Here is a 19,608-nt window from a genome sequence, read left to right as displayed (position 1 = left end):
TTAAAAAAAAGCCCATCGTGGGAGATGGGCAAAGACTACACACAGCAATTCGTTGTTTCACTCAGGGGATTTCCATGCTTATAAATCAATGTGTTGATCTAAAGCCTTGAGACAATAGTAGGCATGTCGATTTTTTACGTCGATCAGATTCATCTCAATAGTTTAAAAACTGTAAAGAAATTGCGACACAAATGAGAGTTTTAAGGCAGGAGGCGTGGGATTGGGGCAATGAGTGCTGAAGCATCAATAAGCAGCGTTAAACAATCAGGCGGCGATGCCGCCTGATTTCAGGGTTATTTGTTGTTTTCGATTTCAGCGATTTCTTCGAGGATTTCGTCCGGATCGTTACCTGGAGCCGGGGCTTCGTTCACCCAAGCAGAGAACAGACGCCAGGATACCGCCAGGACCACTGGGCCGATAAACAAGCCAATCATGCCGAAGGCAATTAACCCGCCGATGACACCCGACAGGATGAGGATCAGCGGTAAATCGGCGCCCATACGAATCAGCATCGGGCGGATTACGTTATCCAGCGTGCCGACCACGGCACTCCAGACCAGCAGCACCGTGCCCCAGGTGGAGTCCCCCGTCCAGTACAGCCAGATAATGGCCGGGATTAGCACCGGTAGAGGACCCAACTGCACCAGGCAGGACAGGATCATCAACACCGCCAGCAGCGTGGCGTACGGCACACCCGTTACCGCCAGACCAATACCCCCGAGAACGGCCTGCACCAGTGCGGTGACGACCACACCCAATGCCACCGCGCGGATCGCTTGTGCCGCCAGCAAAATAGCAGCATCACCACGCTTAGAAGCCAGGCGACAGGCGAAGTGCCGAATCCCTAATGCCACCTGCTCGCCGCGCCAGTAGAGCAGGGCGCTGAACAGCAGCATCAGGCCACAGTGCATCATAAAGCGACCAATATGCGCGGCCTGACCAACAAACCAGGTCGTTGTGGAACCGATATAAGGACGCACTTTGGCCATAATTGCCGCGCCGCCCATATCCAGCAGGCTGTGCCATGCGCCATAAATTTTGGCGCCCACTAATGGAATACTGTTCAGCCACTCCAGGTCCGGCAACGTCATATCGCCCGCGGTTACGGCATGGATCAACGGTCCGCTGCCATCAACAATACTGTTGACCAATAGCGCGATGGGAATGATAAACAAAAGGACCAGCAGCAGGGTCATTACCAGCACGGCCAGAGAACGGCGTCCCCATAACAATTTTTGTATGCGTATCAAGATAGGCCAGGTCGCAATGACCACGGTTCCAGCCCACGCAAAACCAAGGATAAAGGGCTGCACTATCCACAAACAGGCCACAATCAGGATGGCTAAAAACAGCACCGAGAGCAGCACTTGTGCGATATCCCTGGGCTGACGGAAATTTACCATAAATACTTTTTCACCTTTTCTGTACGTCAGGACGTTGACGCGACGTGAACGCTAAAACCCCACCCTATAATGATGAGCAATTTCAGCGGTTTTTAACAGCCAGATTCTGCCTTTAAATCTGCCGGGCGTATTAGAAAAAAATGTGATACAACAAACAAAGCAACACGCAAACGATTAAATTCACAACACAGACCGCAGGAAAGGGTCACTATAATGATTCCACAAATTTCTCAGGCACCTGGTGTCGTTCAACTGGTGCTTAATTTTTTGCAGGCGCTGGAGCAGCAAGGGTTTACGGGCGACACGGCAACGAGCTATGCCGATCGCCTGACAATGTCGACAGATAACAGCATTTATCAGCTTCTTCCTGATGCCGTGGTTTTTCCCCGTTCAACGGCGGATGTGGCGCTGATCGCCCGTCTGGCGGCAGAACCTCTCTTTTCCTCGTTGATTTTTACCCCGCGCGGCGGCGGCACGGGTACCAATGGTCAGGCGCTGAATCAGGGCATTATCGTGGATATGTCCCGTTATATGAGCCGCATTATTGAAATCAATCCGCGGGAGGGTTGGGTACGGGTCGAAGCCGGGGTGATAAAAGACCAGCTTAACCAGTATCTAAAGCCGTACGGCTATTTCTTCGCACCAGAATTGTCGACCAGTAACCGGGCAACGCTTGGCGGGATGATCAACACCGATGCGTCCGGACAGGGCTCGTTGGTATACGGTAAAACCTCCGACCACGTACTGGGCGTACGTGCGGTACTGATGGGCGGCGATATCCTTGATACGCAGCCGATGCCGGTGGAACTGGCTGAAATGCTCGGTAACACCAATACCACCATCGGGCGCATCTATAAGACCGTTTACCAGCGCTGCCGCGAAAATCGTCAGCTGATCGTGGATAAGTTTCCGAAGCTGAATCGGTTTTTAACCGGCTACGATCTGCGGCACGTCTTTAACGATGAGATGACCGAGTTTGATTTAACCCGCATCCTCACCGGTTCCGAGGGCACGCTGGCATTTATTACCGAGGCTCGCCTCGATATCACGCCATTGCCGAAAGTGCGGCGGCTGGTCAACGTCAAATATGACACATTTGATTCCGCTTTGCGCAATGCCCCGGTAATGGTTGACGCGCGCGCGCTGTCGGTAGAAACCGTGGACTCCAGGGTGCTGAATCTGGCACGCGAAGACATTGTCTGGCATTCGGTTAGCGAACTGATTACCGATGTACCGAATAAAGAGATGTTGGGACTGAATATCGTCGAGTTTGCCGGTGACGACGAAGCATTGATTGATGAGCAGGTCAGCGCGTTGTGTGAACGCCTGGACGGTTTAATTGCCCGTCAGGAAGCTGGCGTTATTGGCTGGCAGCTGTGTACTGAGCTGGCGGGCGTGGAGCGTATCTACGCGATGCGCAAAAAAGCCGTCGGTCTGCTGGGTAATACAAAAGGGGCCGCCAAGCCGATTCCGTTCGCGGAGGATACCTGCGTACCGCCTGAGCATCTGGCGGATTATATCGCGGAGTTCCGCGCGCTGCTTGACGGCCACGGCCTGAGCTATGGCATGTTTGGTCACGTGGATGCCGGGGTGTTACACGTCAGGCCTGCGCTGGACATGTGCGATCCGCAGCAGGAAGTGCTGATGAAACGCATTTCTGATGACGTGGTGGCATTGACGGCAAAATACGGCGGCCTGCTGTGGGGCGAACACGGCAAAGGATTCCGCGCGGAGTACAGTCCGGCTTTCTTTGGCGATGAATTGTACGGTGAACTGCGCAAGGTTAAGTCGGCGTTTGATCCGCAAAACCGACTGAACCCTGGTAAAATATGCCCACCGGAAGGCGTCGATGCGCCGATGATGAAAGTCGATGCGGTTAAACGCGGTACCTACGATCGCCAGATCCCACTGGCCGTAAGGCAGGAGTGGCGTGGGGCGCTGGAGTGTAACGGCAACGGGTTATGTTTTAACTTCGATGCCAACAGCCCCATGTGCCCGTCGATGAAAATCAGCATGAACCGAATTCACTCCCCCAAAGGACGCGCAACGCTGGTACGGGAATGGTTACGCCTGCTGGCTGACCGCGGCATTGATCCGGTTCGTCTGGAAAAAGAGTTACCGGAAAAAGGTGCCAGCTTGCGCACGTTAATTGCCCGCACGCGTAACAGCTGGCATGCGCGCAAGGGGGAGTACGATTTCTCGCACGAAGTCAAAGAGGCGATGTCCGGCTGTCTGGCGTGTAAAGCGTGTTCCACGCAGTGCCCGATCAAAATTGACGTCCCGGAGTTCCGCTCTCGCTTCCTGCAACTGTACCACACGCGTTATTTACGCCCGCTGCGCGATCACATGGTGGCAACCGTCGAAAGCTATGCGCCGCTAATGGCGCGTGCGCCAAAAACATTCAACTTCTTCATTAACCAGCCGCTGGTGCGTACGCTGGCCAAAAAGCATATTGGCATGGTGGATTTGCCGCTACTGTCCGCGCCGTCGTTACAACGTCAGCTGGTCGGGCACCGCTCCGCCAATATGACGCTGGAACAGCTCGAGCTATTGAGTCAGGAACAGAAAGCCCGCACTGTGCTGGTGGTCCAGGATCCGTTCACCAGCTATTACGATGCGCAGGTGGTAGCTGATTTTATCCGCCTGGTGGAAAAACTCGGTTTACAGCCGGTCCTGCTACCGTTCTCGCCTAATGGCAAGGCGCAGCACATTAAGGGCTTCTTAAACCGTTTTGCCAAAACGGCGAAAAAGACCTCTGAATTTCTCAATCGGGTGGCGACGTTGAACATCCCAATGGTCGGCGTCGATCCGGCGCTGGTATTGTGCTATCGCGATGAATACAAGCTGGCGCTTGGCGATCAGCGTGGAGACTTCCATGTACTGTTGGTGAACGAGTGGCTGTCAACTGTCCTGGCCTCTCAGCAGCCTGCCGCTGTTGCGGGTGAGCCGTGGTATTTCTTTGGACACTGCACCGAAGTAACGGCCCTGCCGGGTGCGCCAGCGCAGTGGGCGGCCATTTTTGCCAAATTTGGCGCGCAGCTGGAAAACGTCAGTGTCGGGTGCTGCGGCATGGCGGGCACGTACGGTCATGAAGTGAAGAATCACCAGAACTCGCTGGGCATCTATGAGCTATCATGGCATCAGGCGATGCAGAGACTACCGCGCAATCGCTGTCTGGCTGCGGGATATTCTTGTCGCAGCCAGGTGAAACGCGTGGAAGGCACGGGCGTTCGCCACCCATTACAGGCACTGCTGGAGATTATTGGATGATCTGGAAACGTGAAGTTTCACTCGAGGCGCTCAATGCCATGGGTGAGGGAAATATGGTTGGTCTGCTTGATATTCGTTTTGAGCACATTGGTGACGATACGCTGGAAGCCACAATGCCGGTGGATCACCGGACCAAACAGCCTTTTGGCCTGTTACACGGTGGCGCGTCGGTGGTGCTGGCCGAAAGCATTGGCTCGGTGGCCGGCTATTTATGCACTCAAGGTGATCAAAAAGTGGTGGGTCTTGAGGTCAATGCCAACCATATCCGCTCCGCGCGGGAAGGGAGAGTGAGAGGGGTGTGCAGCGCGCTGCATACCGGTTCTCGTCATCAGGTCTGGCAAATCGAAATCTTCGATGAGCAGGGACGGTTATGCTGTACCTCGCGTCTGACGACCGCTATTTTGTGACGCATGTTGCGTTTGGTCATTATCTGCGCAGGGAAAGGTGCTATACTGTGCAGGTTTTGAACACAAGCGAGGATGATATGTCTACCCAATTAGACCCGGCCCAACTGGCAATAGAATTTATACGTCGTGATAACAGCGATCTTTCACCGGCTCAGTACCTGAAAAGACTGAAACAATTAGAGCTGGAGTTTGCTGATTTACTGGCGCTTTCTTCGACTGAACTCAAAGAAGAAATCTATTTTGCCTGGCGGCACGGCGTTCATTGATTCCAGTATGCTTATCGTGATGAAAACCCCGACACCTGTTCGGGGTTATTTTTTGCCTTAAATCGGGTTTACCATTTCATCTCCCCGGTATTGACCTTCGCACTCAGCTCCAGCGAGCTGTCGTCCGCAAGCCCTGGCCATGCCGCCTTCATCGTTTTAATCACATATGCAGACCCTTTTTTTGCGCCCAGCGCCTGCTCAAAAGCGTGCAAGTAATCACCGGTGAAGCGGATCGCTTGATCGCCTGCCGGGCGTTCGCCGATGTAGTGACCGGGGATCACCTCGGTTGGGCGTAAGGTTTGCATTTCGCTCAGCACGTTGCGCCATGCGCGACGCTGTTCAGGAGACTGTGTGTCCGCAGTCCAGACATGAATACCGGAAGCCACGCCGGTGCCGCCGAGGATCGCCCGGTTAGCCGGGATCCAGACATAGGCCGCGTAATCATTTGAGCGGCGCAGTTCCAGCGTTTCACCATCAATGGTAAAGCGTGTCTGCGTCGTGACCTGCGGCACGATGAGCGTCGTTGGTGCGCCGTCTTTCATCTGCGGGCCCCAAAACTGCAGTTTGGCATCTTTGGTAGCACGAATGTGCTCCACGACGTGCGGTGTTGCCAAAATCTTTACCTCGGGAAAGGCGTTAACAATCGGCTGCAGACCAAAATAAAAATCCGGATCGCCAGAGGTGATCACGATGGCCTGCAGTTTTTTGCCGCTGTTGCGAATCATCTGCGCCAGCTTTTCACCGTCTTTGGTGCTGAATTGCGCATCAAATAAAATGGCCTCTTTCGGGCCGGACACCAGCGTTGAGGATACCGGGAAAATAGCTTTTTCCTGGGGATTGTAGACGTCAAGCTGGAGTGGTGCGGCGAATACCGGCGAGGCAAACAGAGGTAACAGCAGGGCCAGGGCGTTCACTTTCATGGGGGATTACCTTTTGCAGATGAAATGTCTTTTTCTTGTTCTTTATTTTACGGATATTTATATCTGTTAGAATTCCTCTATCAGGACATGCTGAGTTTCATAAAACGATCGGATGGGATGCAATGGACAGAGTCATGGCGGCAACGGTGTTTAACCACATCTGCGATTTGGGCAGCCTGAGCGCCGCGGCGCGCGCGCTGGGGCTTTCCCGTCCGATGGTCAGTCGCTACCTCGACGAGATGGAAAAATGGGCGGGTGCAAGGTTAATCCACCGTTCATCGCGTCGGCTGACTATTACGCCCGCGGGGGAAGAGGCGTTAGTGAAGACGCGCTCGCTGGCGCAGCTGTCGCTGGATATCAGCGCCGCCAGCGCAGCAGAGATTCCTTCCGGCACGCTACGTGTGGCTTGCGCGCATTTTACTGCGATGCATATTTTGGCGCCGGTACTGCCCGTTTTTCTGGCGCGTTTCCCTGAACTGCGCATTGAGGTTGAGATTAACAATCAACCGGTGAGCCTGGTCGGTGAACGTATTGATGCGGCGATCCGCATTACGGATAATCCTGAACCGGGTACTATCGCCCGTCGTCTGGGTGACTGTGAGTCGGTGTTATGCGCCTCTGCGGACTACCTGCGCCAGCATGGCATTCCGCAAACCCTGGACTGTCTCGCCCAGCATAATTGCCTTTACTACAGCGGGTTTGCCGGAAAATCATGGCACTTTGATGATGAGCAGGGCAACGCTGTATCGGTGGCGATAAAGGGAAATCTCAGCGCGGGGATCTCTGCGCTATTATGTGAGTCGGCGTTGGCTGGTATGGGTATTGCGCTGGTGCCGGAACAAGAGGCGCGTGAAGGGCTGGCACGCGGCCAGTTGATCCGGCTTTTGCCCCAACTCAAGCCGCGACGTCTGCCAATTTACGGCTTATACCTGTCTCGTGAGCATCAACCGGCAGGGCTGCGTCTGCTATTGGATGCCCTGCATGAGATTCTGGTCTGAATATGTGAGCTGCGTCTGCCTGTAAATCAGACAAACCGCAGTTTGTGTTAAAAACACGGCGTCAGGTCGTGAGACTATTCTTATCGCCCCTTCAAGAGCTAAGCCATCGTGAGTGCCGGAGATAAGCGCCGGATGGGGTCGGAACCCTTAAGCCTGCTAATAGAGCAGCCTTAAGGGTTTTTTTATTGTCTGTCTGCGCTGTTTTGCACGCGGTTACCTCTATTTCTCCGTCTTTCCCCTATCTCTTAAATAGACATTTTCTATACATCTTTTTGCGTTTTACCTTGCTGAACGATTAACGGTTTGTAACCCATTATTTATCAAAGCATTGAACAAAATAATCCCTCTCTGTAAACCCTCGCCGCAGGGTCTATGCTTAATAAAAGTAACCAAAAATGGCGGTTAACCCGAATGCCCCTGCTGAACAGGGGTTGAAGTGATAATCATTATCACTAACATGGTGTTGTAGCGTGCAGGTTAATGACTCGAGGTAACCCTATGGAATTGCATTCAGGAACATTTAATCCGAACGATTTTGCATGGCGTGGGTTGACGTTAACGCCAGCCGCAGCGGCGCATATTCGTGAACTGGTGGCAAAACAGCCCGATATGCTGGGCGTGCGGTTAGGCGTGAAGCAAACAGGATGTGCGGGGTTTGGCTATGTGCTGGATACCGTCAGCCAACCGGAAAAAGACGATCTGGTGTTCGAAACCGATGGCGCCAGGCTGTATGTGCCGTTACAGGCGATGCCGTTTATTGACGGAACCGAAGTCGATTTTGTTCGTGAAGGATTAAATCAGTTATTTAAATTTCATAACCCGAAAGCCCAGAACGAATGCGGCTGTGGCGAAAGTTTTGGGGTATAGGCGGTACTATGTCGCGTAACACTGAAGCAACTGACGATGTCAACACCTGGGCTGGCGGACACCTCAATTATAAAGAGGGATTCTTCACCCAACTAAAAACTGATGAACTGGCGAAGGGCATCAATGAAGAGGTCGTGCGGGCGATTTCCGCGAAACGCAACGAACCGGACTGGATGCTGGCATTTCGCTTGGATGCGTTTAAGGCGTGGCTGACGATGGAGGAGCCGCACTGGTTAAAAGCGCATTACGATAAGCTGAATTATCAGGATTACAGCTATTACTCCGCACCTTCCTGCGGCAACTGCGATGAGACCTGCGCCTCAGAGCCGGGAGCGGTACAGCAAACGGGCGCGAATGCGTTTTTAAGTAAAGAGGTTGAGGACGCTTTCGAACAACTTGGCGTGCCGGTACGTGAAGGGCGAGAAGTGGCGGTCGATGCCATTTTTGACTCGGTATCGGTGGCGACCACCTATCGTGAAAAGCTGGCTGAGCAAGGCATTATTTTCTGCTCGTTCGGTGAGGCCATTCATGATCACCCGGAACTGGTGAAAAAATATCTCGGCACGGTGGTGCCGGGCAACGACAATTTCTTTGCCGCGCTGAATGCGGCGGTTGCCTCAGACGGTACGTTTATCTATGTGCCGAAAGGCGTACGCTGCCCAATGGAGCTTTCCACCTATTTTCGTATTAATGCGGAAAAAACCGGGCAATTTGAACGCACTATCCTGGTGGCGGATGAAGGCAGCTACGTCAGCTACATTGAAGGATGTTCTGCTCCGGTGCGCGACAGCTATCAGCTGCACGCGGCGGTGGTGGAAGTGATCATCCACAAAGATGCTGAAGTGAAATACTCGACGGTGCAAAACTGGTTCCCTGGCGATGGCAACACCGGCGGCATTCTGAACTTCGTGACCAAACGTGCACTGTGTGAAGGCGAAAACAGCAAAATGTCGTGGACCCAGTCGGAAACTGGCTCGGCCATCACCTGGAAATACCCCAGCTGTATTTTGCGCGGCGATAACTCCATCGGCGAATTCTACTCCGTTGCGTTGACCAGCGGTCATCAGCAGGCCGATACCGGCACCAAGATGATCCACATCGGCAAGAACACCAAATCGACCATTATCTCGAAAGGGATCTCCGCCGGGCACAGCCAGAACAGCTATCGCGGCCTGGTAAAAATCATGCCGACGGCCACCAACGCCCGTAACTATACCCAGTGTGACTCGATGCTGATTGGTGCGGACTGCGGGGCGCACACCTTCCCGTACGTAGAGTGTCGCAACAACAGCGCCCAGCTTGAACACGAAGCCACCACCTCACGTATTGGTGAAGATCAGCTGTTCTACTGTCTGCAGCGCGGTATCAGCGAAGAAGACGCCATCTCGATGATCGTCAACGGGTTCTGTAAAGACGTGTTCTCTGAACTGCCGCTGGAGTTCGCTGTTGAAGCGCAAAAACTTCTCGCCATCAGCCTTGAACACAGCGTCGGTTAAAATTTAAGGAAAGCACATGTTAAGCATTAAAGATTTACAGGTCAGCGTCGAAGAGAAGGCGATCCTGCGCGGGCTGAGCCTGGAGGTCCGCCCGGGTGAAGTTCACGCCATTATGGGGCCGAACGGTTCAGGAAAAAGCACGCTGTCGGCAACATTGGCCGGGCGTGATGATTATGCCGTCACCGGGGGAACGGTGGAATTTAACGGTAAAGATTTACTGGAACTGTCACCGGAAAACCGGGCCGGTGAAGGCATCTTTATGGCGTTTCAATACCCGGTGGAAATTCCCGGCGTCAGCAATCAGTTTTTCCTGCAAACCGCGCTTAATGCAGTGCGCGGTTACCGTGGCGAAGACGCGCTGGATCGATTCGACTTCCAGGATTTGATGGAGGAGAAAATCGCGCTGTTGAAAATGCCGGAGGATTTGCTCACCCGCTCGGTAAACGTCGGTTTCTCCGGCGGTGAGAAAAAACGCAATGATATTTTGCAGATGGCGGTGCTGGAGCCTCAGCTGTGCATTCTCGACGAGTCTGATTCGGGGTTGGATATTGATGCGCTAAAAATTGTCGCTGATGGCGTCAATTCGCTGCGCGACGGCAAGCGTTCATTCATTATTGTCACCCACTATCAGCGCATCCTCGACTATATCAAACCCGATTACGTCCATGTTTTGTATCAGGGACGCATTGTTAAGTCCGGCGATTTCACGCTGGTTAAACAGCTGGAGGAGCAAGGATATGGCTGGCTTAGTGAACAGCAGTAATGTGCTGCAGCAGTGGCATCACTTGTTTGAGTCACAGGGCGAAACCCGCTCGCAGCACGCGCAGCAGCACTTACAGCAGATGCTGCGTCTTGGGCTGCCTACGCGTAAGCATGAAGACTGGAAATACACGCCGCTGGAAGGATTAACCAGTAGCCAGTTTGTTAGTCATCTTGCCGCGATAACCCCGGCGCAGTGCGAGGCGTTAGCCACTGGCATTGATGCTGTGCGTCTGGTGTTTGTCGACGGGCAATTCTGCGAAGCGCTTAGCGACAGCACGGACGGTAGCGGCTTTGACATTACTGTTGACGATGCGCACCTGTCGCTACCGGCACCGATTCAGCCAGAGGTTTTTCTGCATCTGACGGAAAGCCTGTCGCGCAGTGTGACGCATATCAAGGTGAAACGTAATCAGCGCCCGGCGAAACCGCTACTGTTGATGCACATCACCCAGGGAGTGGCGGGCGATGACGTCAATACCGCGCATTATCGCCACCACCTTGAACTGGCGGAGGGCGCAGAAGCCACCCTCATCGAACATTTTGTCAGCCTCAACACGCTGAAGCACTTTACCGGCGCGCGCGTTACGATGAACGTGGCGGCCAATGCCCACTTGCAGCATATCAAGCTGGCGTTTGAGAACCCGAACAGCCATCACTTCGCCCATAACGACATTCAGTTGGGCGCAGATGCTACGGCGGTAAGCCACAGCTTTTTGCTCGGCGACGCGGTGTTGCGCCATAACACCAGCACCCAACTGAACGGCGAAAACACCACGCTGCGGATTAACAGTCTGGCGATGCCGGTGAAAAACGAAGTCTGCGATACCCGCACCTGGCTTGAGCATAACAAAGGCTATTGCAACAGCCGCCAACTGCATAAAACCATCGTCAGCGATAAAGGTCGGGCGGTGTTCAATGGTCTGATCAACGTGGCGCAGCACGCGATTAAAACCGACGGACAGATGACGAACAATAATTTGCTGCTTGGTAAGCTGTCGGAAGTGGACACCAAACCGCAACTGGAAATCTATGCCGATGACGTGAAATGCAGCCACGGCGCGACGGTAGGGCGGATCGACGATGAGCAGATGTTCTATCTGCGTTCGCGTGGGATCGGCCAGCAGGATGCTCAACAGATGATTCTCTATGCGTTTGCCGCTGAGCTGACGGAAGCCCTGAGCGATGAAACGCTTAAACAACAGGTTCTGGCGCGTATAGCCCAACGCCTGCCGGGAGGCGTAGCATGACATTTCCGATTGAAAAAGTGCGGGCCGACTTTCCGGTCCTGACCCGTGAAGTGAACGGCCTGCCGCTGGCGTATCTGGACAGCGCTGCCAGCGCGCAAAAGCCGAATCAGGTGATTGATGCCGAAGCTGAGTTTTACCGCCATGGCTATGCGGCGGTTCACCGTGGTATTCATACCCTAAGCGCCCAGGCGACGGAAAAAATGGAGAATGTGCGTAAGCTGGCGTCGCTGTTTATTAATGCCCGCTCCGCTGAAGAACTGGTATTTGTGCGTGGCACGACCGAGGGGATTAATCTGGTAGCCAACAGTTGGGGCACCAGCAATGTGCGGGCGGGGGATAACATCATCATCAGTGAGATGGAACACCACGCCAACATCGTGCCATGGCAGATGCTGTGTGCCCGCGTGGGTGCTGAGCTGCGTGTCATCCCCCTGAATGCTGATGGCACCTTGCAGTTGGATACACTGCCAACTCTGTTCGACGAACGCACCCAACTGCTGGCGATTACCCATGTATCCAACGTGCTGGGTACCGAAAACCCGTTAGCAGAGATGATTGCGCTGGCGCATCAGCACGGGGCAAAAGTGCTGGTCGATGGCGCGCAGGCGGTGATGCACCATAAAGTAGACATGCAGGCGCTGGATTGCGACTTTTATGTCTTCTCCGCCCATAAGCTGTATGGACCCACCGGCATTGGCGTGCTGTATGCCCGTGAGTCGCTGTTGCAGGAGATGCCGCCCTGGGAAGGCGGGGGCTCAATGATAGCAACGGTTAGCCTGAGCCAGGGAACCACCTGGACGAAAGCGCCGTGGCGTTTTGAAGCGGGAACGCCCAATACCGGCGGTATTATCGGCCTGGGCGCTGCCATTGAATATGTGAGTGCGCTGGGTCTGGATAACATCAGCGAGTACGAGCAGTTCATGATGTGCTACGCGCTAGAACAGCTGGCCAGTGTGCCGGATCTGACGTTGTACGGTCCGCAGGAGCGTCTGGGCGTCATCGCGTTTAACCTCGGTAAACACCACGCCTACGACGTGGGTAGTTTTCTTGATAACTACGGTATTGCCGTACGCACCGGGCACCACTGCGCCATGCCGTTGATGGCATATTATAACGTCCCTGCGATGTGCCGGGCCTCGATTGCCATGTACAACACTCAGGAAGAGGTGGATCGACTGGTAACGGGACTTAAACGTATTCATCACTTATTGGGATAACAGGGAGGGGGTATGGCTGCGCTACCGGATAAAGAAAAGTTGTTGCGTAATTTTCTGCGCTGCGCGAACTGGGAAGAGAAGTATCTGTATATCATTGAATTAGGTCAGCGTTTACCAGAATTAAATGCTGATGATCGCTGTGAGAAAAATAGTATTCAGGGCTGTCAGAGTCAGGTATGGATAACAATGCGTCAGAATGCTGACGGAATTATTGAATTACAGGGCGACAGTGATGCGGCAATTGTGAAAGGACTGATTGCTGTGGTATTCATTTTATATGATCGAATGACTGCCGAAGATATTGTGCGTTTTGATGTGCGTCCGTGGTTCGAGAAAATGGCACTGACGCAACATCTCACGCCATCGCGTTCACAGGGGCTGGAAGCGATGATTCGCGCTATTCGTACGCAAGCGGCAACTCTTAGCTAAACTGATAAAACACGTTATCCGGCAAACCTTGCAAGATAACGCTGAGCAGATTTATGCAATGACTCGTCGGCCGGATACCGCAGCAGCCGTTATCCGGCAATAACGCCAGGGGGGTGAGTGAGTATGAAACGCGCGTCTATTATTACTCTAATGCTAATTGGCGCTTACAGCGCTATACAGGCCGCCTGGGCGGTCGATTATCCTTTGCCTGCGGCGAACAGTCGTCTTGTCGGGCAGAATCAAACCTACACCGTGCAGGAAGGCGATAAAAACTTGCAGGCAATAGCCCGCCGGTTTGATACCGCCGCGATGCTGATCCTCGAAGCGAATAATACGATCGCCCCGGTACCCAGCCCCGGCACCCTGATTACGATTCCTTCGCAACTGCTGTTACCGGATGCGCCGCGCGAAGGTATTATTGTTAATCTGGCAGAATTGCGTCTGTATTATTTCCCGCCGGGAGAGAATATTGTTCAGGTATTCCCGATTGGCATTGGTTTACAGGGACTGGAGACCCCGGTGATGGAAACTCGGGTGGGACAGAAAATCCCTAACCCTACATGGACCCCAACACCAGGCATCCGTAAGCGTTCTCTGGAGCGCGGCATTACGCTACCCCCTGTAGTGCCCGCCGGGCCCAATAATCCGTTAGGACGCTTTGCGCTGCGTCTGGCGCATGGAAACGGTGAATACCTCATCCACGGTACCAGCGCACCCGACAGTGTAGGCCTGCGCGTCAGCTCTGGCTGTATTCGCATGAACGCGCCGGACATCAAAGCCCTGTTTGCTCAGGTCAGAACCGGCACGCCGGTCAGAGTGATTAATGAGCCGATAAAGTACGCCATCGAGCCTAACGGCATGCGTTATGTTGAAGTGCACCGACCATTGTCGCCAGAGGAAGAACAAAACGTACAGACCATGCCGTATGTACTGCCTGCCGGTTTTACCCAGTTTAAAGACAGTAAAGCCGTAGACCTGGGGCTGGTGGATCGGGCGCTGTATCGTCGGGCAGGTTATCCGGTTACCGTTACGGCCGGGCAGGCACCGATTGTGGCCAACGGGCCAGAGGTGAAGTCGGCACAGAATGGATTGCCAGAAGCAGGGGACGTGCGGACGATGCAGTAACAGGGAAGGAGGAATGAAGGGCAAAAAAAATGGCGCACAATGTGCGCCATTTCTATTACACAGATACTATTACTTACGGTATTTAGTAGCTGCGTTGTCCAGACGCTGGTTAGCGCGTGCTGCGTCATCTTTAGCAGCCTGAACGTCGGAACGCATTGCGTTCACGTCGTTGCTCAGCTGGTCAACTTTAGCGTTCAGAGTCTGAACGTCAGAAGACAGCTGATCGATTTTAGCATTGCTGGAGCAACCTGCCAGCAGAGTAGAACCCAGGATTACCGCGCCCAGTACCAGTTTAGTACGATTCATTATTAATACCCTCTAGATTGAGTTAATCTCCATGTAGCGTTACAAGTATTACACAAAGCTTTTTAGGTTGAGAATATTTTTTTGATGCGAATGCACTTATTTTTGATCGTTCGCTCAAAGAAGCATCGAATTGTGCAAAAACGGCTAAAAACCCGAGTGAAAACAGAAAGCTTCCATCGGATTCATCTTAGATAATCTCTAATTAGATAGTGAAATCCGATTTGATTTTTTATTAATAGTAGCTATCGCGGAAATAAAAAAAGCGCCGCAAGGGCGCTTTTTAGGCAAATTAATTCCCGATGGAATTATTACAGCACGTGAACAGATGCCGTGTTGGTGGTGCCGCTCGGTACCAGCGCACCGGAAACCATCACTACAACGTCACCTTTCTGTGCCAGGCCGCGCTCAACTAACTGCAGCGCAACTTCTTTACCCAGACGGTAGAAATCATCAGTAGAAGCGATTTCTTTCACCAGGTGCGGCACCACGCCTTTGCTGAGAACCAGCTGACGCGCAGTCACTTCGTTGGTGGTCAGCGCCAGAATGGTCGCGTTCGGGAAGTATTTACGTACGGCTTTAGCAGATTTACCACCCTGGGTCGCTACGACGATCAGCGGAGCTTCCAGTTTTTCAGCGGTTTCTACAGCACCACGGCAAACGGCTTCGGTAATACGCAGTTTGCGGTTGTCATGGCTGTTGTCCAGACGGCTGGTCATCACGCGGTCGGTACGTTCACAGATGGTTGCCATGATAGAAACGGCTTCCAGCGGGTATTTACCTTTAGCGGATTCACCAGACAGCATGACTGCATCAGTACCGTCGAGGATGGCGTTTGCCACGTCACCGGCTTCAGCACGGGTCGGACGTGGGTTTTTGATCATGGAGTCCAGCATCTGAGTCGCGGTGATGACCACTTTACGTGCGCGTACGCATTTTTCGATCATCATCTTCTGCGCGAAGATAACTTCTTCAACCGGGATTTCTACGCCCAGATCGCCACGTGCAACCATGATGCCGTCAGACGCTTCGAGGATCTCGTCGAAGTTGTTCAGGCCTTCCTGGTTTTCGATTTTGGAGATGATCTGAATGTTTTCGCCGCCGTGCGCTTTCAGGTGCTCACGAATTTCAATGACGTCAGAACGTTTACGGATAAAGGACGCCGCAACGAAGTCAACGCCTTGCTCGCAACCGAAGATCAGGTCCTGTTTGTCTTTTTCAGCCAGTGCTGGCAGCGCGATAGAAACGCCCGGCAGGTTAACGCCTTTGTTTTCGCCCAGGTCGCCGTTGTTCAGCACTTTACAGATAACTTTGTTACCTTCGATTGCGGTAACTTCCATGCCGATCAGACCATCGTCAACCAGCACGGTGTTGCCAACGGACAGGTCATTGGTGAAGCCTTCATAAGTAACAGCAACGATTTCGTTGTTACCTACGACAGATTTGTCAGTGGTGAACGTGAAGGTCTGACCCGCTTTCAGAGAAACGTCGTTACCGCCTTCCAGTTTAATGGTACGGATTTCCGGACCTTTGGTGTCGAGCAGGATGGCCGCTTTCTTGCCGGTCTTGCTCATCACGTTGCGCAAGTTCTTAATGCGCTGACCGTGTTCTGCGTAATCGCCGTGGGAGAAGTTCAGACGCATGACGTTCATGCCCGCGTCCAGCATTTTGGTTAACATCTCTTCGGATTCGGTTTTCGGACCGATGGTGCAAACAATTTTCGTCTTTTTCATGACAGTCTTAGTCTTTAAGTTGAGAAGGATATGGAAATCTGGCTTCCGTCGCGCACGGATGGGAAGCTAAACCTGAGTTACGAAAGTTGTGATGCCTCGCTCTAAGGATAGGTGACATCGAAAGAGCGTGCAGAGGAATGTGCGCTTGCGTTTCAGCCCAACGGGTAGGAGAGTTTTGTAGTCGTTGAGTTTTACAGGTCAATGTGCTGAAACCATTCAAGAGACAATTGGCGCGCATTATACGCTGAAAATTATCTAAAAGGAAAATGGAAACGGTGTTTCAAAAGCGTTCTGTGCAGTTTCACGAAAAAATATTCACGAATTTGTTCATTGCTATGGATAAAGAGGTTGTCCGCAGCGGTGGTCTGTTGCGCAACAACACGAGGTTGTTCATTCCCGGCTCTTGCAAACGACAATAGTGCAAAACAGTTATTCCTTATAGTTATATCAAATTCTTTTTAATTCATATCAAAAGCCCATTTCCCTGATTACACTCGTTTGGACATCCATACTGCTAAACAGCTAAAAGCGTTAGCAGGATAACGATAAGCAGCAGCGGATACCCAAACGACATGATTGTCCTGAAAAATATTTCGAAAGTGTTTACGCCAGGCAGGCTTGCTATTACCGCTGTCGATAACGTCAACCTGACGGTTGAACAGGGGCAGATTTACGGAATTATTGGCTACAGCGGTGCCGGTAAGAGCACCCTGATTCGCCTGCTTAATGGTCTTGAACAGCCAACTTCCGGCAGTGTGACCGTCAATGGTCACGATATCTCCACGGCGCGCGGGGAATCGTTACGCCAGGCCCGACTGAAAATCAGCATGGTGTTTCAGCACTTTAATCTGCTGTGGTCGCGGACCGTCAGCGAAAACATTGCCTTCTCAATGCAAATCGCCGGTGTACCAAAAGCAAAAATTAAAGCACGTGTGGCCGAACTGATTACATTGGTCGGGCTGGATGGTCGAGAAAACGCCTGGCCGTCGCAGCTCAGCGGTGGGCAAAAACAGCGTGTCGGGATTGCCCGTGCGCTGGCGAACAACCCGGACGTGCTGTTGTGCGACGAAGCCACCTCCGCGCTGGATCCGCAAACCACCGATCAAATCCTGGATTTGCTGCTCGATATTAACCGGCGTTTCAAATTAACCATTGTGCTGATCACTCATGAGATGCACGTGGTGCGCAAAATTTGCGATCGCGTGGCGGTGATGGAGAACGGCAAAGTGGTTGAAGAGGGCGATGTGCTCAGCGTGTTTAGCCACCCGCAGCAGCCGATCACCCGTCAGTTTGTCCGTCAGGTAAGTCAATATGCCGAGGAAGATGAGTTTAATCCGCAACTGGCAAGCGAACTCGGCGGTGCGGTGATTAAGTTAACGTTTACCGGACAGCGTACCCATCGGCCGGTGGTCGGGGAACTGACCCTGCGCTACGGCCTGCCGTTTAACATTCTGCACGGCAAGATGACGCAAACCGCCCATGGCGCGTTTGGTCAACTGTGGGTGCACGTGGTGGCCACTGAAGAACAACTCAACAATATTCTGGCCGATCTGCGCCACAGCGACGTTGACGGCGAGGTTATCCAACATGGCTGATTCCCTGTTTCCCCATCTGAAATGGGACCAACTGTTCGCGGCAACTCAGGAAACGCTCTACATGACCGCGCTTTCCGGTGTGGCGACCTTTGTACTGGGTATTGCGCTCGGACTGGCGCTATTTCTGACCGCGCGTGGCGGCCTGTATCAGAACCGCACGCTGTACAGCGCCATCTCGTTGATCGTGAATATTTTCCGCTCAATCCCGTTCATCATTTTGATCGTGCTGCTGATCCCGGTGACCAAAACGCTGGTTGGCACCATTCTTGGTGCCAACGCCGCGCTACCCGCGCTGATCGTGGGTGCCGCACCGTTCTATGCCCGTCTGGTCGAAATTGCCCTGCGTGAAGTAGATAAAGGCGTTATTGAAGCGAGCCGCTCCATGGGGGCACGTCTGAGTACGCTTATTTTTCGGGTTTTACTGCCGGAATCATCACCCGCTCTGGTGTCCGGTATCACCGTGACGCTGATTGCCCTGGTTAGCTACAGCGCAATGGCTGGTGTGATTGGTGCCGGTGGTTTAGGGAATTTGGCTTATCTGGAAGGATTCCAGCGCAACCACAGCGACGTTACGCTGGTGGCGACGGTGACCATTCTGGTTATTGTCTTCATCATCCAGTTTTGCGGCGATGTGATCACCTCTCTGTTAGATAAACGCTAATAAAATACGGAAACCATTATCATGAAAAAATCACTGACATTACTCGCCGCCGCCACCTTAAGCGCCCTGAGCTTTGCGTCGTGGGCAGATACGCTGACCGTGGGCGCGTCCAACGTGCCGCACGCTGAGATCCTCGAACAGGCGAAACCGATCCTGGCAAAGCAGGGGATCGAGCTGGAGATTAAACCGTTCCAGGACTACATTCTGCCAAACACCGCGCTGGCGGGGCGTGAGATTGACGCCAACTACTTCCAGCATATTCCGTACCTGAACAGCGTACTGAAGGATCATGCGGGTGATAAGACCTATGATTTCGTCAGCGCCGGGGCGATTCACATTGAGCCGATTGGTATCTATTCTAAAAAGGTAAAGTCGCTGAAGGACCTGCCGGAGGGCGGAAAGATCATCATGCGTGATGCGGTGTCCGAAGAAGGGCGCATTCTGTCGATTTTCGAAAAAGAGGGTGTGATTAAGCTCAAGCCAGGCGTTGATAAAGTCACCGCGCGCATCAGCGACATCGTTGAGAACCCGAAAAAGCTGAAGTTCCTGCCTAACGTTGAAGCGGCACTGTTGCCGCAGATGTATAACAACGATGAAGGCGATGCAGTGGTGATCAACGCCAACTACGCTATCGATGCCGGGCTGGATCCGGTGAAAGATCCGATTGCTGTCGAAAGCGGCGAAAACAACCCGTATGCCAACATCATTACCGTGCATCGCGGCGATGAGAAGAAAAAGGATATTGTGGCGCTGGTTGACGCACTGCACTCAAAAGAAATTCAGGACTGGATCCGCACCAAATATAAAGGCGCGGTGATCCCGGTAAATAACTGATCCACTTTCTGCCGGGTGGCGGCTTCGCCTTACCCGGCCTACAACGTCTGTAGGCCGGGTAAAACGCAGTAGCGT

Annotated in this window: 19 protein-coding genes and 1 other RNA gene; 14 read left to right on the top strand and 6 right to left on the bottom strand. The window is 53.0% G+C overall.

The genetic code is table 11. The features are described from left to right. Window positions 1-108, bottom strand: an RNA gene (gene rprA, locus AC3ITF_RS11800) — antisense sRNA RprA. A gap of 185 nt (window positions 109-293) precedes the next feature. Further along, window positions 294-1,403 (bottom strand): AI-2E family transporter YdiK, encoded by a 1,110-nt coding sequence (ydiK, locus tag AC3ITF_RS11795; protein ID WP_117343020.1) that lies wholly within the window; start codon window positions 1,401-1,403, stop codon window positions 294-296. 213 nt (window positions 1,404-1,616) lie between these two features. Here ydiK and ydiJ point away from each other — a divergent pair, with 213 nt between their 5' ends. From ydiJ to AC3ITF_RS11780, 3 genes are all read left to right on the top strand, one after another. After that, window positions 1,617-4,673 carry a D-2-hydroxyglutarate dehydrogenase YdiJ gene (gene ydiJ, locus AC3ITF_RS11790; RefSeq protein ID WP_489175680.1) on the top strand — a complete coding sequence of 1,019 codons (3,057 nt, stop codon included), beginning with the start codon at window positions 1,617-1,619 and terminating at the stop codon, window positions 4,671-4,673. Further along, window positions 4,670-5,080 carry a 1,4-dihydroxy-2-naphthoyl-CoA hydrolase gene (gene menI / locus AC3ITF_RS11785; protein ID WP_096757221.1) on the top strand — a complete coding sequence of 137 codons (411 nt, stop codon included), beginning with the start codon at window positions 4,670-4,672 and terminating at the stop codon, window positions 5,078-5,080. The genes ydiJ and menI overlap by 4 nt, the downstream gene beginning before the upstream one ends. 77 nt (window positions 5,081-5,157) lie before the next feature. Next, window positions 5,158-5,346, top strand: a complete 189-nt coding sequence (locus AC3ITF_RS11780) for a YdiH family protein (protein WP_135912127.1) — start codon at window positions 5,158-5,160, stop codon at window positions 5,344-5,346. Window positions 5,347-5,414: 68 nt separating this feature from the next. On the opposite strand, the gene AC3ITF_RS11775 is transcribed toward AC3ITF_RS11780, so the two are convergent. Beyond that, the gene (locus AC3ITF_RS11775) at window positions 5,415-6,266 is read right to left on the bottom strand and encodes a Vmh family MBL fold metallo-hydrolase (RefSeq protein WP_117343022.1); all 852 of its coding nucleotides are present in this window, start codon (window positions 6,264-6,266) and stop codon (window positions 5,415-5,417) included. A 122-nt stretch (window positions 6,267-6,388) separates the two neighbouring features. Here AC3ITF_RS11775 and AC3ITF_RS11770 point away from each other — a divergent pair, with 122 nt between their 5' ends. The 8 genes from AC3ITF_RS11770 to ldtE all read left to right on the top strand — a co-directional run bounded on the left by AC3ITF_RS11770 (window position 6,389) and on the right by ldtE (window position 14,407). Further along, a complete protein-coding gene (locus AC3ITF_RS11770; RefSeq protein ID WP_115258632.1) occupies window positions 6,389-7,264 on the top strand; it encodes a LysR family transcriptional regulator in 876 nt (291 codons plus the stop codon). Window positions 7,265-7,762: 498 nt separating this feature from the next. After that, window positions 7,763-8,131 (top strand): Fe-S cluster assembly scaffold SufA, encoded by a 369-nt coding sequence (sufA, locus tag AC3ITF_RS11765; protein ID WP_115258631.1) that lies wholly within the window; start codon window positions 7,763-7,765, stop codon window positions 8,129-8,131. An 8-nt stretch (window positions 8,132-8,139) separates the two neighbouring features. Further along, on the top strand, window positions 8,140-9,627 hold the full coding sequence (gene sufB / locus AC3ITF_RS11760; RefSeq protein WP_096757217.1) for a Fe-S cluster assembly protein SufB: 1,488 nt from the start codon (window positions 8,140-8,142) through the stop codon (window positions 9,625-9,627). 16 nt (window positions 9,628-9,643) lie between these two features. After that, a complete protein-coding gene (gene sufC, locus AC3ITF_RS11755) occupies window positions 9,644-10,390 on the top strand; it encodes a Fe-S cluster assembly ATPase SufC (RefSeq protein WP_489175679.1) in 747 nt (248 codons plus the stop codon). Beyond that, window positions 10,365-11,636 carry a Fe-S cluster assembly protein SufD gene (gene sufD, locus AC3ITF_RS11750; RefSeq protein WP_297711083.1) on the top strand — a complete coding sequence of 424 codons (1,272 nt, stop codon included), beginning with the start codon at window positions 10,365-10,367 and terminating at the stop codon, window positions 11,634-11,636. The genes sufC and sufD overlap by 26 nt, the downstream gene beginning before the upstream one ends. After that, complete coding sequence (gene sufS, locus AC3ITF_RS11745; RefSeq protein WP_115258628.1) at window positions 11,633-12,853, top strand: cysteine desulfurase SufS; 1,221 nt, start codon at window positions 11,633-11,635, stop codon at window positions 12,851-12,853. The genes sufD and sufS overlap by 4 nt, the downstream gene beginning before the upstream one ends. 12 nt (window positions 12,854-12,865) lie before the next feature. Beyond that, window positions 12,866-13,282 (top strand): cysteine desulfuration protein SufE, encoded by a 417-nt coding sequence (sufE, locus tag AC3ITF_RS11740; RefSeq protein ID WP_115258627.1) that lies wholly within the window; start codon window positions 12,866-12,868, stop codon window positions 13,280-13,282. Window positions 13,283-13,405: 123 nt separating this feature from the next. Next, the gene (gene ldtE, locus AC3ITF_RS11735; RefSeq protein ID WP_115258626.1) at window positions 13,406-14,407 is read left to right on the top strand and encodes a L,D-transpeptidase LdtE; all 1,002 of its coding nucleotides are present in this window, start codon (window positions 13,406-13,408) and stop codon (window positions 14,405-14,407) included. 69 nt (window positions 14,408-14,476) lie between these two features. Here ldtE and lpp read toward each other — a convergent pair whose 3' ends face one another. The 3 genes from lpp to ynhH form a co-directional block, all read right to left on the bottom strand. Next, window positions 14,477-14,713, bottom strand: coding sequence for a murein lipoprotein Lpp (gene lpp / locus AC3ITF_RS11730; RefSeq protein WP_003029373.1), 237 nt, complete (start codon window positions 14,711-14,713; stop codon window positions 14,477-14,479). Between the two features lie 308 nt (window positions 14,714-15,021). Continuing rightward, window positions 15,022-16,443 carry a pyruvate kinase PykF gene (gene pykF, locus AC3ITF_RS11725; protein ID WP_096757211.1) on the bottom strand — a complete coding sequence of 474 codons (1,422 nt, stop codon included), beginning with the start codon at window positions 16,441-16,443 and terminating at the stop codon, window positions 15,022-15,024. A 7-nt stretch (window positions 16,444-16,450) separates the two neighbouring features. Continuing rightward, complete coding sequence (ynhH, locus tag AC3ITF_RS11720; RefSeq protein WP_420022522.1) at window positions 16,451-16,681, bottom strand: protein YnhH; 231 nt, start codon at window positions 16,679-16,681, stop codon at window positions 16,451-16,453. Between the two features lie 334 nt (window positions 16,682-17,015). Here ynhH and AC3ITF_RS11715 point away from each other — a divergent pair, with 334 nt between their 5' ends. Genes AC3ITF_RS11715 through AC3ITF_RS11705 form a run of 3 tightly spaced genes read left to right on the top strand, consistent with a single transcriptional unit; the run spans window position 17,016 to window position 19,533 of the window. Continuing rightward, the gene (locus AC3ITF_RS11715) at window positions 17,016-18,038 is read left to right on the top strand and encodes a methionine ABC transporter ATP-binding protein (protein ID WP_115258625.1); all 1,023 of its coding nucleotides are present in this window, start codon (window positions 17,016-17,018) and stop codon (window positions 18,036-18,038) included. Next, window positions 18,031-18,699 (top strand): methionine ABC transporter permease, encoded by a 669-nt coding sequence (locus tag AC3ITF_RS11710; protein WP_096757209.1) that lies wholly within the window; start codon window positions 18,031-18,033, stop codon window positions 18,697-18,699. Before AC3ITF_RS11715 ends, AC3ITF_RS11710 begins: the two co-directional genes overlap by 8 nt. Window positions 18,700-18,720: 21 nt before the next feature. Then, a complete protein-coding gene (locus tag AC3ITF_RS11705) occupies window positions 18,721-19,533 on the top strand; it encodes a MetQ/NlpA family ABC transporter substrate-binding protein (protein ID WP_096757208.1) in 813 nt (270 codons plus the stop codon). Window positions 19,534-19,608 lie beyond the last annotated feature (75 nt).

The sequence above is a fragment of the Citrobacter sp. KH_055_1 genome (assembly GCF_057838705.1).
The sequence above is the reverse complement of the archived record's forward strand: the minus strand, read 5'-3'. Positions and strand labels throughout refer to the sequence as shown.

What these genes read in the sequence shown, in the direction of transcription:
- ydiK (WP_117343020.1), bottom strand. Translation starts at nt 1,403, where the DNA reads ATGGTAAATTTCCGTCAGCCCAGGGATATCGCACAAGTGCTGCTCTCG.
- ydiJ (WP_489175680.1), top strand. Translation starts at nt 1,617, where the DNA reads ATGATTCCACAAATTTCTCAGGCACCTGGTGTCGTTCAACTGGTGCTT.
- menI (WP_096757221.1), top strand. Translation starts at nt 4,670, where the DNA reads ATGATCTGGAAACGTGAAGTTTCACTCGAGGCGCTCAATGCCATGGGT.
- AC3ITF_RS11780 (WP_135912127.1), top strand. Translation starts at nt 5,158, where the DNA reads ATGTCTACCCAATTAGACCCGGCCCAACTGGCAATAGAATTTATACGT.
- AC3ITF_RS11775 (WP_117343022.1), bottom strand. Translation starts at nt 6,266, where the DNA reads ATGAAAGTGAACGCCCTGGCCCTGCTGTTACCTCTGTTTGCCTCGCCG.
- AC3ITF_RS11770 (WP_115258632.1), top strand. Translation starts at nt 6,389, where the DNA reads ATGGACAGAGTCATGGCGGCAACGGTGTTTAACCACATCTGCGATTTG.
- sufA (WP_115258631.1), top strand. Translation starts at nt 7,763, where the DNA reads ATGGAATTGCATTCAGGAACATTTAATCCGAACGATTTTGCATGGCGT.
- sufB (WP_096757217.1), top strand. Translation starts at nt 8,140, where the DNA reads ATGTCGCGTAACACTGAAGCAACTGACGATGTCAACACCTGGGCTGGC.
- sufC (WP_489175679.1), top strand. Translation starts at nt 9,644, where the DNA reads ATGTTAAGCATTAAAGATTTACAGGTCAGCGTCGAAGAGAAGGCGATC.
- sufD (WP_297711083.1), top strand. Translation starts at nt 10,365, where the DNA reads ATGGCTGGCTTAGTGAACAGCAGTAATGTGCTGCAGCAGTGGCATCAC.
- sufS (WP_115258628.1), top strand. Translation starts at nt 11,633, where the DNA reads ATGACATTTCCGATTGAAAAAGTGCGGGCCGACTTTCCGGTCCTGACC.
- sufE (WP_115258627.1), top strand. Translation starts at nt 12,866, where the DNA reads ATGGCTGCGCTACCGGATAAAGAAAAGTTGTTGCGTAATTTTCTGCGC.
- ldtE (WP_115258626.1), top strand. Translation starts at nt 13,406, where the DNA reads ATGAAACGCGCGTCTATTATTACTCTAATGCTAATTGGCGCTTACAGC.
- lpp (WP_003029373.1), bottom strand. Translation starts at nt 14,713, where the DNA reads ATGAATCGTACTAAACTGGTACTGGGCGCGGTAATCCTGGGTTCTACT.
- pykF (WP_096757211.1), bottom strand. Translation starts at nt 16,443, where the DNA reads ATGAAAAAGACGAAAATTGTTTGCACCATCGGTCCGAAAACCGAATCC.
- ynhH (WP_420022522.1), bottom strand. Translation starts at nt 16,681, where the DNA reads ATGCGCGCCAATTGTCTCTTGAATGGTTTCAGCACATTGACCTGTAAA.
- AC3ITF_RS11715 (WP_115258625.1), top strand. Translation starts at nt 17,016, where the DNA reads ATGATTGTCCTGAAAAATATTTCGAAAGTGTTTACGCCAGGCAGGCTT.
- AC3ITF_RS11710 (WP_096757209.1), top strand. Translation starts at nt 18,031, where the DNA reads ATGGCTGATTCCCTGTTTCCCCATCTGAAATGGGACCAACTGTTCGCG.
- AC3ITF_RS11705 (WP_096757208.1), top strand. Translation starts at nt 18,721, where the DNA reads ATGAAAAAATCACTGACATTACTCGCCGCCGCCACCTTAAGCGCCCTG.